At 63.3% G+C, this 14,862-nt stretch carries 12 protein-coding genes and 1 pseudogene; 9 read left to right on the top strand and 4 right to left on the bottom strand.

The annotated features are described in order from the left end of the window. The first annotated feature begins 453 nt into the window (after positions 1-453). From xoxF5 to QA642_RS14675, 7 genes are all read left to right on the top strand, one after another. Complete coding sequence (gene xoxF5, locus QA642_RS14705; RefSeq protein ID WP_283085293.1) at positions 454-2,259, top strand: lanthanide-dependent methanol dehydrogenase XoxF5; 1,806 nt, start codon at positions 454-456, stop codon at positions 2,257-2,259. A gap of 110 nt (positions 2,260-2,369) precedes the next feature. Continuing rightward, on the top strand, positions 2,370-2,861 hold the full coding sequence (locus QA642_RS14700) for a c-type cytochrome, methanol metabolism-related (protein WP_027562357.1): 492 nt from the start codon (positions 2,370-2,372) through the stop codon (positions 2,859-2,861). A 60-nt stretch (positions 2,862-2,921) separates the two neighbouring features. After that, positions 2,922-4,031, top strand: a complete 1,110-nt coding sequence (locus QA642_RS14695) for an S-(hydroxymethyl)glutathione dehydrogenase/class III alcohol dehydrogenase (RefSeq protein WP_283085292.1) — start codon at positions 2,922-2,924, stop codon at positions 4,029-4,031. Between the two features lie 33 nt (positions 4,032-4,064). Next, positions 4,065-4,628 (top strand): S-(hydroxymethyl)glutathione synthase, encoded by a 564-nt coding sequence (gene gfa, locus QA642_RS14690; RefSeq protein ID WP_283085291.1) that lies wholly within the window; start codon positions 4,065-4,067, stop codon positions 4,626-4,628. A 617-nt stretch (positions 4,629-5,245) separates the two neighbouring features. Beyond that, positions 5,246-5,698: a (2Fe-2S)-binding protein gene (locus tag QA642_RS14685; RefSeq protein ID WP_129274700.1), complete on the top strand. Its 453-nt coding sequence runs from the start codon at positions 5,246-5,248 to the stop codon at positions 5,696-5,698. Position 5,699: 1 nt separating this feature from the next. Beyond that, positions 5,700-8,012, top strand: coding sequence for a molybdopterin cofactor-binding domain-containing protein (locus QA642_RS14680; protein ID WP_283085290.1), 2,313 nt, complete (start codon positions 5,700-5,702; stop codon positions 8,010-8,012). A 180-nt stretch (positions 8,013-8,192) separates the two neighbouring features. Further along, positions 8,193-8,453: a hypothetical protein gene (locus QA642_RS14675; protein WP_283085289.1), complete on the top strand. Its 261-nt coding sequence runs from the start codon at positions 8,193-8,195 to the stop codon at positions 8,451-8,453. Between the two features lie 254 nt (positions 8,454-8,707). Here the strand turns inward: QA642_RS14675 and QA642_RS14670 are convergent, their stop codons facing one another. From QA642_RS14670 to QA642_RS14655, 4 genes are all read right to left on the bottom strand, one after another. Continuing rightward, positions 8,708-10,435 (bottom strand): methanol/ethanol family PQQ-dependent dehydrogenase, encoded by a 1,728-nt coding sequence (locus QA642_RS14670; protein WP_283086891.1) that lies wholly within the window; start codon positions 10,433-10,435, stop codon positions 8,708-8,710. A 129-nt stretch (positions 10,436-10,564) separates the two neighbouring features. After that, positions 10,565-11,218, bottom strand: a complete 654-nt coding sequence (locus QA642_RS14665) for a Rieske (2Fe-2S) protein (RefSeq protein WP_283085288.1) — start codon at positions 11,216-11,218, stop codon at positions 10,565-10,567. A gap of 245 nt (positions 11,219-11,463) precedes the next feature. Then, positions 11,464-11,928: a group III truncated hemoglobin gene (locus QA642_RS14660; protein WP_283085287.1), complete on the bottom strand. Its 465-nt coding sequence runs from the start codon at positions 11,926-11,928 to the stop codon at positions 11,464-11,466. A 269-nt stretch (positions 11,929-12,197) separates the two neighbouring features. Further along, positions 12,198-13,049: a 3-hydroxybutyryl-CoA dehydrogenase gene (locus QA642_RS14655; protein ID WP_283085286.1), complete on the bottom strand. Its 852-nt coding sequence runs from the start codon at positions 13,047-13,049 to the stop codon at positions 12,198-12,200. Positions 13,050-13,450: 401 nt separating this feature from the next. Between QA642_RS14655 and pstS the strand changes: the two genes are divergently transcribed. Both pstS and QA642_RS14645 read left to right on the top strand, forming a co-directional pair. After that, positions 13,451-14,503 (top strand): phosphate ABC transporter substrate-binding protein PstS, encoded by a 1,053-nt coding sequence (gene pstS, locus QA642_RS14650; protein ID WP_283085285.1) that lies wholly within the window; start codon positions 13,451-13,453, stop codon positions 14,501-14,503. 66 nt (positions 14,504-14,569) lie between these two features. After that, a pseudogene (locus QA642_RS14645) lies at positions 14,570-14,827 on the top strand (aquaporin family protein); the annotation flags it as partial. Positions 14,828-14,862 lie beyond the last annotated feature (35 nt).

Raw genomic sequence — 14,862 nt, 5'->3', positions numbered from 1 at the left:
TCAGCCGTGATTGCGTGACGTTTACCTCGAATTTGAGCGGTCTTTTGCAGCGAGCGCCATCGCTCCATTGCCACCCTTGAGGGTTAATCCTCCGCCTTAGTTGCACCGCCGTCAAGGGGAACCTGAGTGCTGACGGCGCTCCAGAAGCCGCGCGGAAGCCGCTGAATTCGCTACTGCAAAATCAAAATCTTCGCCTCCGTGCGCTGTCAAGCAAACCGCCTTCTCTCTTGGGCAAGTTTCCCTATGATGAAGCCGTTAGGGATTGCGTCAGGAACAACAAGAACGGGCCGCTCCTGCACGGTGGACCCGTGGCTCTCATCCAGGAGGAGGAAACAGCACAGCATCGTTTCTGGTCCCAATCGTGACCGCCCTGCACGAGCAGACGCCGGACGAGAAGCCCGGTGATTGATCAATGCTTCGGAAACAATAAACGAGACCAACGGAGGAATAACTATGCGCAAGGTGCTACTGGCGACCTATCTTGGCTCCGCGGCGGCTCTCGCCGTCGGCAGCGCCTCAGCCAATGATGAGCTGATCAAGATGTCGCAGAACCCGAAAGACTGGGTGATGCCGGCGGGCGACTACGCCAATACCCGCTATTCCAAGCTGAACCAGATCAACGCACAAAACGTGGGCAAGCTCCAGGTCGCCTGGACCTTCTCCACCGGCGTGCTGCGCGGCCATGAAGGTGGCCCGCTGATCGTCGGCAACGTCATGTACGTCCACACACCGTTCCCGAACAAGGTCTACGCCATTGACCTTTCCAACGAGAACAAGATCATCTGGAAGTACGAGCCGAAGCAGGATCCGAACGTCATCCCGGTGATGTGCTGCGACACGGTTAACCGCGGCCTGTCCTACGGCGACGGCAAGATCATCCTGCATCAGGCCGACACCAACCTCGTCGCGCTCGACGCCAAGACCGGCCAGGTGGCCTGGTCGGCGACGAACGGCAATCCGGCGAAGGGCGAGACCGGCACGTCGGCGGCGCTAGTCGTCAAGGACAAGGTCCTGGTCGGCATCTCCGGCGGCGAATTCGGCGTGCAGTGCCACGTCACCGCTTACGATCTCAAGAGCGGCAAGCAGGTCTGGCGTGCCTTCTCCGAAGGCCCGGATGACCAGATCAAGGTCGATCCGGCCAAGACGACGTCGCTCGGCAAGCCGGTCGGAGCCGACTCCTCGCTGAAGACCTGGCAAGGCGATCAGTGGAAGATCGGCGGCGGCTGCACCTGGGGCTGGATGTCCTACGATCCCGCTTTGAACCTCGTCTATTACGGGTCGGGCAATCCCTCGACCTGGAATCCGAAGCAGCGTCCGGGCGACAACAAGTGGTCGATGACCATCTTCGCGCGCGACGCCGACACCGGCATGGCCAAGTGGGTCTATCAGATGACGCCCCACGACGAGTGGGACTATGACGGCGTCAACGAGATGATCCTCTCGGATCAGCAGATCAACGGCCAGGCGCGCAAGCTCTTGACCCATTTCGACCGCAACGGTCTCGCCTACACCATGGATCGTGAGAGCGGCGAACTGTTGGTCGCCGAAAAGTACGATCCGAAGGTGAACTGGACCTCCGGCGTCGACATGGACAAGAACTCGGCGACCTATGGCCGTCCGAAGGTGCTCGACGCAGCTTCGACCGACAAGGCGGGCGAGGACCACAACGTGAAGGGCATCTGCCCGGCCGCGCTCGGCACCAAGGACGAGCAGCCGGCAGCCTACTCGCCGGACACGCAGCTGTTCTACGTCCCGACCAACCACGTCTGCATGGACTACGAGCCGTTCAAGGTGAGCTACACCGCGGGCCAGCCCTATGTGGGTGCGACGCTCTCGATGTATCCGCCGCAGGGTGAAAGCCACATGGGCAACTTCATCGCCTGGGACGGCAAGACCGGCAAGATCGTCTGGTCGAACAAGGAGCAGTTCTCGGTCTGGTCGGGTGCGCTCGCAACCGCCGGCGGCGTGGTGTTCTACGGCACGCTCGAAGGCTACCTGAAGGCGGTCGACGCCAAGTCCGGCAAGGAGCTCTACAAGTTCAAGACTCCGTCGGGCATCATCGGCAACGTCACCACCTATGAGAACGGCGGCAAGCAGTATGTCGCAGTGCTCTCGGGCGTCGGCGGCTGGGCCGGCATCGGTCTGGCAGCCGGTCTGACCGATCCGACCGCAGGTCTCGGCGCAGTCGGCGGCTACGCGGCGCTCAGCAACTACACGGCTCTCGGCGGCACGCTGACCGTGTTCTCGCTGCCCAACTAGGCCCCTCAGCATCGCTCCGGCGCGTGGATCGCTCCACGCGCCGGTTCGTCTCCACCGAACGCCTTCCGAGGAACAATCTCTTGCGTAAAATCTGCTTTGTCATTGCTGCGATGATCTTCGTTGGGTCGGGAGGAATTGCGATCGCGGACGGTCCGGGCGACCCGACCGCCGTGAAGAAGGAAGACGACGGCAAGTGGCTCGATAAGGAAGGCAATCCGACCTACAAGATTTCGGCCGACGGCACCGTGGACTGGTTCACCTATTCCGGCTACCGCCGTTATCACTCCGATTGCCACGTCTGCCATGGCCCCGACGGCATGGGATCCACTTACGCACCGGCGCTGAAGGATTCCGTCAAGACCATGAGCTACGGCGACTTCCTCGGCGTGGTCGCCTCCGGCCGCAAGAACATCTCGACCGCGCAGGAGAACGTCATGCCGGCGTTCGGGGACAACCCGAATGTCGCCTGCTACATGGACGATCTCTACGTCTATCTCCGCGCCCGCTCGACCGAAGCCTGGGGCCGGCAGCGTCCTTCCAAGAAGGAAGAGAAGAACGAGGCCTACACCAAGGCTGAAGACGCCTGCATGGGCAAGAAATGAACGTTACGGAGACTGCCAAGACTACGTCCTGGCGTCTGCTGAGAATTTGAGGAGCTACCGATGAAGACACGTGCCGCCGTCGCTTTCGAAGCCAAGAAGCCGCTCGAGATCGTCGAAGTCGATCTGGAAGGACCCAAGGCCGGCGAGGTCCTGGTCGAGATCAAGGCGACGGGCATCTGCCACACCGACGCCTACACGCTCGACGGCTTCGACAGCGAGGGAATCTTCCCATCGATCCTGGGGCATGAAGGCGCCGGCATCATCCGCGAGATCGGCCCCGGCGTGAGCTCGGTGAAGCCGGGCGACCATATCATTCCGCTCTACACGCCGGAATGCCGGCAGTGCAAAAGCTGCCTGAGCCAGAAGACCAATCTCTGCACCGCGATCCGCGCGACGCAAGGCAAGGGCGTGATGCCCGACGGCACCAGCCGCTTCTCCTACAAGGGCAAGCCGATCTATCACTACATGGGCTGCTCGACCTTCTCGAACTTCACCGTGCTGCCGGAGATCGCGGTCGCCAAAATCCGCGAGGACGCGCCCTTCGACAAGAGCTGCTACATCGGCTGCGGCGTCACCACCGGCGTCGGCGCCGTCGTCAACACCGCCAAGGTCGAGCCGGGCTCCAACGTCGTCGTGTTCGGTCTCGGCGGCATCGGCCTCAACGTGATCCAGGGCGCCAAGATGGCCGGCGCCGACAAGATCATCGGCGTCGACGTCAACGATTCCAAGGAAGATTGGGGCAAGCGGTTCGGCATGACCCACTTCGTCAACCCGAAGAAGGTCACGGGCGACATCGTCCAACATCTCGTCGGCCTCACCGACGGCGGCGCCGACTACACCTTCGACTGCACCGGCAACACCACCGTGATGCGCCAGGCGCTGGAAGCCTGCCATCGCGGCTGGGGCACCTCGATCATCATCGGCGTCGCCGAAGCCGGCAAGGAGATCGCCACCCGCCCGTTCCAGCTCGTCACCGGGCGCAACTGGCGCGGCACCGCCTTCGGCGGCGCGCGCGGCCGCACCGACGTGCCGAAGATCGTCGACTGGTACATGAACGGAAAGATCCAGATCGATCCGATGATCACCCACGTACTCAAGCTCGAAGAGATCAACAAGGGCTTTGACCTCATGCACGAGGGCAAATCCATCCGTTCCGTCGTCGTGTACTAGCCCACAGGCATCGCACCCAAGGAGGATCGACCCATGACTGTTGCACTCCATCCCTCGATCGATAACGGCGTCAAACAGGGCAGCGGCAGCTTTGCCGGCGGCACGCTGGTCTGCAAATGCAAGGACCACCCGGTCAAGGTCGCGGTGAAGGGCGACGTCGCCCACAACCACGCCTGCGGCTGCACCAAGTGCTGGAAGCCCCAGGGCGCAACCTTCTCGGTCGTCGCCGTGGTGCCGCGCCAGAACGTCAGCGTGCTCGAAAACGGCGACAAGCTCCAGATCGTCGATGAGTCCGCGGTGATCCAGCGCCATGCCTGCAAGGCCTGCGGCACGCACATGTACGGCCGCATCGAGAACAAGAACCACCCGTTCTACGGCCTCGACTTCATCCATCCCGAGCTGTTCCAGGAGCAGGGCTCGCAGGCGCCGCAATTCGCCGCCTTCGTCTCCTCCGTGATCGAATCGGGCGTGAAGCCGGAGCAGATGGCGGGCATCCGCGCGCGGCTGAAGGAAATCGGGCTCGAGCCCTATGACTGCCTGTCGCCGGCACTGATGGACGCGATCGCGACCCACGTGGCCAAGGCCAAAGCGGCCTGAGCGAGGCCGCCTGAACACAGCCCTGCCCGTCCGCTCACCGGCGTCGACCAACGCCGGTGAGCCGGACGGGTCCGGCCTCGGAACGATCGCGGCGTGCCCCGCCGCCTCCGTACGGCGCGTATGCGTGAGGGCCATTGGCTCCTCAGTCCTGGTCTCTGAATGACTGCGCAGTGCCGCCTGCTTCCTGATTGAAGTCCGCGGTGCCTGCGTTTCTCCCTCCCTCGACTGAGGCATCCTGCTTCGTCCGTGCAGTCTTTTCTCGCGGACGAAGCCTTTTTTGTGCGTCCGCTTGGAAGGCGCGCGGCGCGATGTCGCGCCCTGCTTTTGACAAACCATCGATGCAATCTTTTCCCGGTGAGAACACTCGGCTGTGAACGCCGGGTCGGCGCGATCTCTGCTACGGTCGAGCCGTCACGATGCCGCGCGAAGTTCAATCAATTAAGAACAAGACGGGAGGTATCGAGCACATCCAGACATCGCCATTGGCGTTCCTGCCTCCCTCCGGGATTTGCCCGCGCGGAACGACGGCAGATATTTGGCGATACGACGCACGAGCCACTGCCGATCCAAATCGGCGCATTTGAATTCGACATGCTTATGAAGAGCGAGGGACGATCATGATCAAGGTGAAGATCAACGGCCAGGAACAGAGCTGGGACGGCGACCCGGATCTCCCGCTACTCTGGTTCCTGCGCGACGAGGCCGGGCTCACCGGCACCAAGTACGGCTGCGGCCAAGCCCTTTGCGGCGCCTGCACTGTCATCGTCGACAAGGAAGCCGTGCGCTCCTGCATCACGTCGATCAACGACGTCGCCGGACGCGAAGTCACCACGATCGAGGGACTGCATCCGAACGGCGACCACCCGGTGCAGAAGGCCTGGCGCCAGGTCAACGTGCCCCAATGCGGCTTCTGCCAGGCCGGCCAGATCATGCAGGCCGCGGCGCTGTTGATGGACAACCCCAAGCCGTCGCACGACCAGATCCGCGAGGCGATGGCCGGCAACATCTGCCGCTGCGGCTGTTACCAGCGCATCGAGAACGCCGTCCACCTCGCATCGACGGGAGTGTGACATGAATTTCATCGACAATCCCGGCAAGCTCCGTGGCTTCGAAAAGCACATCAAAGTCGAGAAGGTCTCGCGCCGCAGCATCCTGAAGGGGCTCGGCATCACCGGCGGGTTCGTGCTCGCCGCACCCGTGATGTCGCGCCAGGCCTTCGCCTACGAGACCGGCGCCGGCAAGATGCCGCATGGCGTCGTGGTCGATCCGCGCGTCTTCGTCGCGGTCGCACCCGACGGCATCGTCACTATCCTCGCTCACCGCTCCGAGATGGGCACCGGTGTTCGCACCAGCCTGCCGCTGATCGTGGCGGAGGAGATGGAAGCCGACTGGTCCAAGGTGAAGGTGCAGCAGGCCCATGGCGACGAGGTCAAGTTCGGCAACCAGGACACCGACGGCTCGCGCAGCACGCGGCACTACCTGATTCCGATGCGCCAGATCGGCGCCTCCGCTCGCACCATGCTGGAGCAGGCCGCGGCCAAGCGCTGGAACGTGCCGGCGACCGAGGTCAAGGCCGTCAACCACGAGGTCGTCCATAGCGCCAGTGGTCGCAAGCTCGGCTTCGGCGAGCTCGCGGCCGACGCCGCCAAGGAATCGGTGCCGAGCATCGAAGGCCTCAAGCTGAAGGACCCCAAGGACTTTCGCTATCTCGGCAAGGGCCAGGTCGGCATCGTCGACCTCCACGACATCACCACCGGCAAAGCGCAATATGGCGCCGATGTACGCCTGCCCGGCATGAAATATGCCGTGATCGCGCGTCCGCCGGTGACGGGCGGCAAGCTGGTCAAGTTCGAGCCGGACGGCGCGCTGAAGATCCCCGGCGTCGAGAAGGTGATGCAGGTGCAGGGCTGGCCATGGCCGTCGAAATTCCAGCCGCTTGGCGGCGTCGCGGTGATCGCGCGCAACACCGGTGCGGCGATCAAGGGCCGTGACGCACTGAAGCTGACCTGGGACGACGGCGCCAACGGCAAGTACGACTCGGTCGCCTATCGCAAGGAGCTCGAGGAGGCCGCCCGCAAGCCGGGCCTTGTCGTGCGCCAGGAGGGTGATGCCGACACCGCGCTGAAGAGCGCGGACAAGGTCATCGTCGGCGAATATTATCTGCCGCACCTCGCGCACGTCAGCATGGAGCCGCCAGTCGCGGTCGCCGACGTCAAGGGCGACAAGGCGGAGATCTGGGCGCCGGTGCAGAGCCCCGGCGGCACCCGCGAAGATGTCGCCAAGACGCTCGGCATCCCCGAGGGCAACGTCACCGTCAACGTGACGCTGCTCGGCGGCGGTTTCGGCCGCAAGTCGAAATGCGATTTTGCGCTCGAGGCTGCCCTCCTCTCGAAAGAACTGGGCGCACCCGTGAAGGTGCAATGGACGCGTGAGGACGATCTTCACCACGACTTCCTGCACACGGTCTCGGTGGAACGCATCGAGGCGGGGCTCGACAAGAGCGGCAAGGTGATCGCATGGCGCCATCGCAGCGTGGCACCGACGATCGCCTCGACCTTCGCCGCCGGCGCCAACCACGCGGCTCCCTTCGAACTCGGCATGGGCCTCGTCGACATGCCGTTCGAGATCGCCAACATCACCTGCGAGAACCCGGAAGCTGCGGCGTTCACCCGTATTGGCTGGTTCCGCTCGGTCTCGAACATTCCGCGTGCCTTCGCGGTGCAGTCGATGGTCGGCGAGATCGCAGCTGCGACCGGCCGCGACCAGAAGGAGACGCTGCTCGCGCTGATCGGCAGCCCGCGCATCGTCAAGCCGGCGGTGAAGGACCTGTGGAACTATGGCGAGCCCTTCGACAGCTATCCGATCGACACCGCGCGCCTGCGCAAGGTGGTCGAGCTGGTTGCAGAGAAGGGTGAATGGGGCCGCAAGGTGCCCAAGGGCCATGGCCTCGGCATCGCGGTCCACCGCAGCTTTGTCAGCTACATCGCGAGCATCGTCGAGGTGGCCGTCGACGACAAGGGCAAGCTGACGGTGCCGCGGGTCGACACCGCGATCGATTGCGGCACCTATGTCAATCCCGAGCGCATCGCCTCGCAGATCGAGGGCGCGGCGATCATGGGGTTGAGTCTTGCCAAATACGGCGAGGTTACCTTCAAGGACGGCAAGGTGGAGCAGAAGAACTTTGATGACTTCCAGGTCATCCGGATGGATGAATCTCCTATCGTCACCAACGTCTACATCGTTCCGCCCGGACCCGACACGCCGCCGAGCGGCGTCGGCGAGCCCGGCGTTCCTCCGTTCGCACCGGCGATGATGAACGCGATCTTCGCCGCGACCGGAAAGCGCATCCGCAACCTTCCGCTCGGCAAGCAACTCGAAACCTGAAGCATGATCCGGAAAAGTGCGCAGCGGTTTTCCCTCGCGACAAACGCGGAACGCGTTTGCGCGGAGATGATGCGCAAACAACAAGCTAAAGCGCGATGATGATTCTGATCTCATCGCGCTTTAGGCGGGGAACACAAGGCGGCCTCGCGCCGTTTCCATCGATCTGACAGGAGCAGATCGATGACCAACATTCCAAAGGCGCTCGCAGTCTCGTTTCTGTCGGGCGCCTTTTTCATGACCACGATGGGCGCGTTCGCCCAGAGCAACACGACGCCGCCGACCACGGCGACCCGCCCCACCGCGCCCGACCAGAACTCGCTTCCCAACGCCAACGCCCCGCTTCCTTCAACCACCCAGACCACCGGGCAGCACAACCCGGATCCGAAGGTTCGGGAGATGAACCAGAAGGAGAAGGACAAGGTGGACAGGCAGGGGAAGTAGTTATCTGACGGCTGCGCATGGATGTGCCCTCTCCCCTTGCGGGAGAGGGCCGCGACGCTGGGAGATACAACCTTGCTTGGGTGAGGGGTCTCCATCCTCACGAATGGTCTTGCGCGTGGAGAGAACCCCTCATCCGGCGCTTCGCGCCACCTTCTCCCGCAAGGGGAGAAGGAAGAAGCAAAATGCGGCGGACGTTGCCGTCCGCCGCATTCTCCACCCCCCTGCTGCTCCGCTTTCGTCGATCCGCCGCGGAGCTATTTCTTCAGCGCGAACACCCAGATCACGCCGCCTTGCGGCACGTTGGACTCGATGCCGATATTGTTGGTCGCGAGCGCATCCTGGATGCGCTGCGCGTCGACGCCCCAGCCGGACTGGATCGCGACGTATTGGGTGCCGTCGACCTCATAGGATACCGGCATGCCCATGATGCCGGAGTTGGTCTTCTGCTCCCACAAGAGCTCGCCGGTCTTGGCGTTGAAGGCGCGGAAGTTGCGGTCGTTGGTGCCCCCGGCGAAGACGAGATCACCCGCGGTTGCCGTCACCGAGCCGAACAGCTGCGATTTCGGGAAGTTATGCTGCCAGACTTTCTTGCCCGTGGTGGGATCCCAGGCCTGGAGCTCGCCGAAATGATCGGCGCCGGGCTTCGCCTTTAGGCCGATGTCCTCCGGCTTGGTGCCGAGCCAGAGCTCACCCGGCTTGAGCGGAAGCTTCTCGCCGGTGAAGCCGCCGCAGAAATTCTCGTTAGCGGGGACATAGACGAGACCCGTCTTCTGGCTGTAAGCCGCCGACGGCCAGTCCTTGCCACCCCACAGCGACGGACAGAACTCGACGCGCTTGCCGATGACCGGCTTGTGGTCGGGATCGACGATCGGCTTGCCGGTCTCCGCATCGATGCCCTTCCAGACGTCGGTTGCCACGAACGGCCAGCCAGCGACGTAGTTGATCTTGGTCGGCGCGCGCTCGAGCACCCAGAAGATCGCATCGCGTCCCGGATGGACCAGGCTCTTGATGCTGCGGCCGTCACGTTGCAGGTCGATCAGCATCGGCGCCTCGACCTCGTCCCAGTCCCAGGAATCGTTCTGGTGGTACTGATGATAGGTCTTGATCTTGCCGTTGCTCGGATCGAGCGCGAGCACCGACGAAGTGTAGAGATTGTCGCCGGGATGCATCTCGCCGGGCCACGGCGCGGCATTGCCGACGCCCCAATAGATCGTCTTGGTGTCCTTGTCGTAATTGCCGGTCATCCAGGCCGAGCCGCCGCCGTTCTTCCAGTCGTCGCCCTTCCAGGTGTCGTGGCCGGGTTCGCCCTCGCCTGGAATGGTGAAGGTGCGCCACAGCTCCTTGCCGTCCTTGGCGTCATAGGCGGCGACATAGCCGCGCACGCCGAACTCGCCGCCGGAGCCGCCGACGATGACCTTGCCGTCGACGATCAGCGGCATCAGGGTCATGTACTGGCCCTTCTTGTAGTCCTGCACCTTGGTGTCCCACACCACCTTGCCGGTCTTGGCGTCGAGCGCGACGACATGGTCGTCGGTGGTGGCAAGATAAAGCTTGTCCTCCCAGAGGCCGACGCCGCGGCTGGTTGGGTGCAGCTGGAACAGATCGTCGGGAAGCTGCCGCTTGTAGCGCCAATATTCGTCGCCGGTCTTCGCGTTGAGCGCGATCACCTGTCCCATCGGGGTTGCCACGAACATCACGCCGTTGTTGACGATCGGCGGCGCCTCGTGGCCTTCGACGACACCGGTGGCAAAGGTCCAGACCGGCGTGAGATTCTTGACGTTCGAGGTGTTGATCTGGTCGAGCGGGCTGTAGCCCTGGCCGTCATAGGTACGGCGGTAGAGCATCCAGTTGCCGGCTTCCGGATTTTCCAGGCGCTGCTGGGTGACTGGCGCGTAGCTCTCGATCGGGCCGGCAATTGCAGCGGTCGAGACAAGACACGTGAAGGCGACGAAGCCGGACAGGTACCATTGCTTCCTGGTCATGGACGTTTTCATGGACGTTCCCCTTTTTCATCCGCTTGAATTCTTGTTCTGAATTCTTGTCGTTCGTCCCGTCGTCCGCCCCTCGGCGGATGCGGCCTCTCGTGACGCGGGCACAACCCGCACCGTCCATCATCCTGGCTGCGCGCCACCTACCTTTCCGATGAAATTGCCGGCGACGCTGAGCGAGCCGTCAGCGAGCGCCAGCGGCAGCGCGGCGAGCCGTCGCGGCGCCGGCCCGAACACGACCTGCGCGCCCTCGCGAGGATCGTATTCGGAATTGTGGCACATGCACTTGAACACATCCTTGTCGCCGACATCGCTCTTGACCCAGGCGGTGACGGGACAGCCGGCATGCGAGCAGATCGCCGAATAGGCGAGGATGCCGTCGACCGCACGCGCGCGGGTCTTCTCGTCGAGCTCGGCGGGATCGAGCCGGATGATCAGGAGCTCGTTGAGGCGCGAGGCGCTGCGCACGACCGATGTCTTGGGGTCCTTCGGCCAGGCATGCACCGGCGGTCCGCCCGCCGGCAGATCGGCGGCGGTGATGAGCTTTCCCTCCTGGTCTCCTTCGGAGAAGACGAGCACGTCGCCGTTTTGCGGACGCTCGTCGGAGCCGGGCGGATCCTCACCCGCGCGCGCCCGTGTGGAACAGCCGAGACACGCGGTGCTAGCGAGTGCGCCGAGCAGGATCGCTCGTCGCGTCTGCTCCGTACCCGCGTCAGCTTCGGGTTCCGCAATCGTCTCGGAGTATGAGAAAGGGGTGTTGAACGGTGCGCTGGCCATGCCCGCTAGCAGGCGCTGGAACTCTGCCGAAAACAAGGCGAAGGATTGGCGCCGCAGTGCATCAATATGTCTTTGCTCGTTTTGATTGAGCGAGAACACATGCGTTCGCGCGCGTTTTTGCGACTTCTACGTCGCATCGCGCGAACGGCATGATGATTTTGCAGATCAGACCGATGATGCTGGAATTGGTGCGACGCGCCATCGCGATACGAGCCTGCGCGTGTCTCGTGCAGGCATTCTGTATTTCAGGACCTCAGGAGGTGACGCGGCGAAGCGATGCGACCTGCGATGGTGGCCGAAGCCATTTCAAAGCTGTCGGCGATGCGCCGCGCCTTGTCGATGAACAGCGCAGCCGCCGGCGGCGGACAGACTTCGTGCGCCGTCTGCTCGAACAGATCGAGCCAACGGTCGAAATGATCGCCAACCAGACTCAGCGGCACATGCGCCCGCATCGGCGAGCCATGATAGCGGCCGCTCATCAGCACGACCGACGACCAGAAATCCCTAAGCTTGGCGAGGTGCTCGTCCCAATTCTGCACGATCGCGAACACCGGCCCGAGCAGCGCGTCCTCGCGCACGCGTCCGTAGAAGCGAGCGACGAGTTCCCCGATCATCTCCTCGGTGATCCCGGTCCGCTCGATCGCATCCTGGGTCAACGGACTCCGCCGCGCGGCCGCCGCCTCGCGCTCGGCCTTCAGTCGATCCGACATGTTTCTCTTCGTCCGTTTTCGTCTTTCCCTCTCCCCTTGTGGGAGAGGGTGGCTCGCCGCGGAGCGGCGAGACGGGTGAGGGGTATCTCTCTGCATGCTCTCAAGCGTTTGAGTCTGCGGAACTAACCCCTCATCCGGCGCTTCGCGCCACCTTCTCCCACAAGGGGAGAAGGAAGGAAGCTCGATGAAATTGCGCGCGGCGTCTTTGTCGCGGCGCAAATTGCGGGGATCGGACGGCGGACGCGCAAGGCCCGCCGCTTGCACCATGATCAGGTGCCGTAAGTGTAAAAACCCTGCCCCGTCTTGCGGCCGAGATGGCCGGCATCGACCATTTCCTTGAGCAAGGGAGCCGGACGGTATTTAGGATCGTTGAAGCCCTTATAAAAGACCTCCATCACCGAGAGCATGGTGTCGAGGCCGACGAGATCGGCCAGCGCCAGCGGTCCGATCGGATGGTTGCAGCCGAGCTTCATGCCGGCGTCGATCTCTTCCGCCGTCGCGATCCCTTCCTGCAGCGCGAAGATCGCCTCGTTGATCATCGGGCACAGGATGCGGTTGACGGCAAAGCCCGGGCTGTTCTTGGCCGTGATCGCCACCTTGCCGACGCGCTGGGCGAAATCGAGCGCCTTGGCGTGGGTGTCGTCGGAGGTCTGCAAGCCGCGGATGAGTTCCAGCAATGCCATCACCGGCACCGGGTTGAAGAAGTGCATGCCGATGAAACGATCGGGACGGTCGGTCGCGGCGGCGAGCTTGGTGATCGAGATCGAGGAGGTGTTGGTCGCAACCAGTGTGCGCGGCGACAGCGTGGCGCAGAGATCCTTCAGGATCTTGACCTTGAGCTCCTCGTTCTCGGTCGCGGCTTCGATGACGAGGTCGCAATCGGAGAGTTTGGCGCGGTCGGTGGTGCCGGTGATGCGCTTGAGCGTCGCCTCGCGATCGGCCACCGACATCTTCTCCTTCTTGACCAGGCGCTCGAGGCTGCCGCCGACGGTCGAAATTCCGCGGTTCACCGCCGCATCGGAAATGTCGACCATCACGACCGAAAGCCCGGCCGCGGCGCAAACCTGCGCGATGCCGTTCCCCATGGTCCCTGCCCCGATGATGCCAACGGTCTGGATCATTGCCTCACATCCTTCATCCTTGCGGGGCGCGCCGGTACGGCCCGGCCCCATTGTTCCCGTATCAGGGTCTAGCACCGCCGCCGGGCGGGGGCGACCTGATCATGCCCCTTCCTTAAAGCATCCGAAGCGGGAATAAAGCCGCCATTCGGCCGCGAAACGGCAAGATTTGGCGGCCTGGCAGGTTGTTTTTCCGAATTTGCGCGTGCTCGCCCCCGGCGCCTTGCAGTGGGGGACGGCTGAGCCCGACCCGTTCGGACCACCTTGATCTACATCAATCGGACGATGCGGTGCCCGCTGACGGTGTGCTGTAATCGATGCGCAATGGCCAGTGCGAATGCTTCGCGACGCCATTGTGACATAGCCCACATCAGCCTGGTGCCCCACCTGTTAGCGTCGCGCACATGACAAAACATATTGCACTTCCCATCTTCCTCGCCGCTCTGCTCGTCGCCACGCAGGGCCCGGCGGCCGAGACCAAGGGAGCCGGCTCAACCTTCGTTTCGCCCGTGATGGCGAAATGGATCGACGCGTACAGGTCGAAGACCGGAAACATTGTCAGCTACCAAGCCGTCGGCTCGAGCATCGGCGTCGGCCTGATCAAGAAGGAAGCCGTCGATTTCGGCGCCAGCGACCTGCCGCTCGATCCCAAGGAGCTGGACAGGCTCGGCATGATGCAATTCCCGATCGTGATCGGGGGCGTCGTGCCGGTGGTGAATATCGACGGCGTCAAGCCCGGCCAGATCCGCTTCACCGGGCCGGTGCTCGCCGACATCTATCTCGGCAAGCTCAGATCCTGGAACGACCCGGCCATTCGCGCCATCAATCCCGACATCAACCTGCCGAACACGGCGATCACCGTGGTCCATCGCGTCGACGGATCCGGCACGACGTTCAACTGGTCGAACTATCTCGCGAAGGTCAGCCCGCAATGGAAGACGAGCGTCGGCGAAGGCACCTCGGTCGAATGGCCACTCGGCCTCGGCGGCAAGGGCAATGACGGCGTCGCCTCGCTGGTCAGCCTCGTTCCGGGCGCGATCGGCTATCTCGAATACACCTACGCGCTGCAACGGCTCGATCGAATCTCATTCGGTGTGGTGCAGAACACAGCCGGCAATTTCGTCGTTCCCGACGCCGCCTCGTTCCAGGCGGCGGCCTCGAGCGCGGACTGGAAGGCGGAGAAGGATTTCCATCTCGTGCTGACCAATGCGCCGGGCGAAGACGCATATCCCATCACGGCGACGACCTTCGTGCTGATGCCGAAGATGCCGAAATCACAGGAGCGTGCCGCAGCGGCGATCGACTTCGTCCGCTGGTCTCTGGAGAACGGCAAGTCGGAAGCCCAGACGCTCAACTACGTCCCCCTGCCCGCCGCCCTGATCGATCAGATCGAGCGCTACTGGCAGCAGAACTTCGAAGCGCAGACGGTCTCCGCAGCGGCCAGCGTGAAACGTTGAGGCCCCAAAGGGCCGGCCGTCAGATCGAGATCGGGGCAGCTCGCCCCGATCTCGATTGACAGACATGCCGTTCCTTACTCCGTCGGCCTTTACATCACATCGGCGTCTTGGTTCACGTCCTCGACGTCGTTCGCCAATCCCGCCGTCATCATCGCCCGCTCGCTATCCGATACGTTCGCAGGGATCGGCCCTTGGGGCGTTCCGGCGTTCATCACCGGTCAACTCATCGGGGCCGGCCTTGCCGTTCTGCCGGCGCGCTGGCTCTGGGCCGCAGCCTCTAAGACGTGGAGCGCTTCTCCGCTTCCGTCCGATGGGCCTGTATAACCGGGCGTCAAATTCATTTCCTGAAATGAATCGCG

This window comes from Bradyrhizobium sp. CB2312 (assembly GCF_029714425.1).
Taxonomy (GTDB): domain Bacteria; phylum Pseudomonadota; class Alphaproteobacteria; order Rhizobiales; family Xanthobacteraceae; genus Bradyrhizobium.
This window is presented reverse-complemented; position numbering and strand designations above follow the sequence as displayed.

Excerpts from the sequence above, each read along its gene's own strand:
- xoxF5 (WP_283085293.1), top strand. The coding sequence starts at position 454 with ATGCGCAAGGTGCTACTGGCGACCTATCTTGGCTCCGCGGCGGCTCTC.
- QA642_RS14700 (WP_027562357.1), top strand. The coding sequence starts at position 2,370 with ATGATCTTCGTTGGGTCGGGAGGAATTGCGATCGCGGACGGTCCGGGC.
- QA642_RS14695 (WP_283085292.1), top strand. The coding sequence starts at position 2,922 with ATGAAGACACGTGCCGCCGTCGCTTTCGAAGCCAAGAAGCCGCTCGAG.
- gfa (WP_283085291.1), top strand. The coding sequence starts at position 4,065 with ATGACTGTTGCACTCCATCCCTCGATCGATAACGGCGTCAAACAGGGC.
- QA642_RS14685 (WP_129274700.1), top strand. The coding sequence starts at position 5,246 with ATGATCAAGGTGAAGATCAACGGCCAGGAACAGAGCTGGGACGGCGAC.
- QA642_RS14680 (WP_283085290.1), top strand. The coding sequence starts at position 5,700 with ATGAATTTCATCGACAATCCCGGCAAGCTCCGTGGCTTCGAAAAGCAC.
- QA642_RS14675 (WP_283085289.1), top strand. The coding sequence starts at position 8,193 with ATGACCAACATTCCAAAGGCGCTCGCAGTCTCGTTTCTGTCGGGCGCC.
- QA642_RS14670 (WP_283086891.1), bottom strand. The coding sequence starts at position 10,435 with ATGACCAGGAAGCAATGGTACCTGTCCGGCTTCGTCGCCTTCACGTGT.
- QA642_RS14665 (WP_283085288.1), bottom strand. The coding sequence starts at position 11,218 with ATGGCCAGCGCACCGTTCAACACCCCTTTCTCATACTCCGAGACGATT.
- QA642_RS14660 (WP_283085287.1), bottom strand. The coding sequence starts at position 11,928 with ATGTCGGATCGACTGAAGGCCGAGCGCGAGGCGGCGGCCGCGCGGCGG.
- QA642_RS14655 (WP_283085286.1), bottom strand. The coding sequence starts at position 13,049 with ATGATCCAGACCGTTGGCATCATCGGGGCAGGGACCATGGGGAACGGC.
- pstS (WP_283085285.1), top strand. The coding sequence starts at position 13,451 with ATGACAAAACATATTGCACTTCCCATCTTCCTCGCCGCTCTGCTCGTC.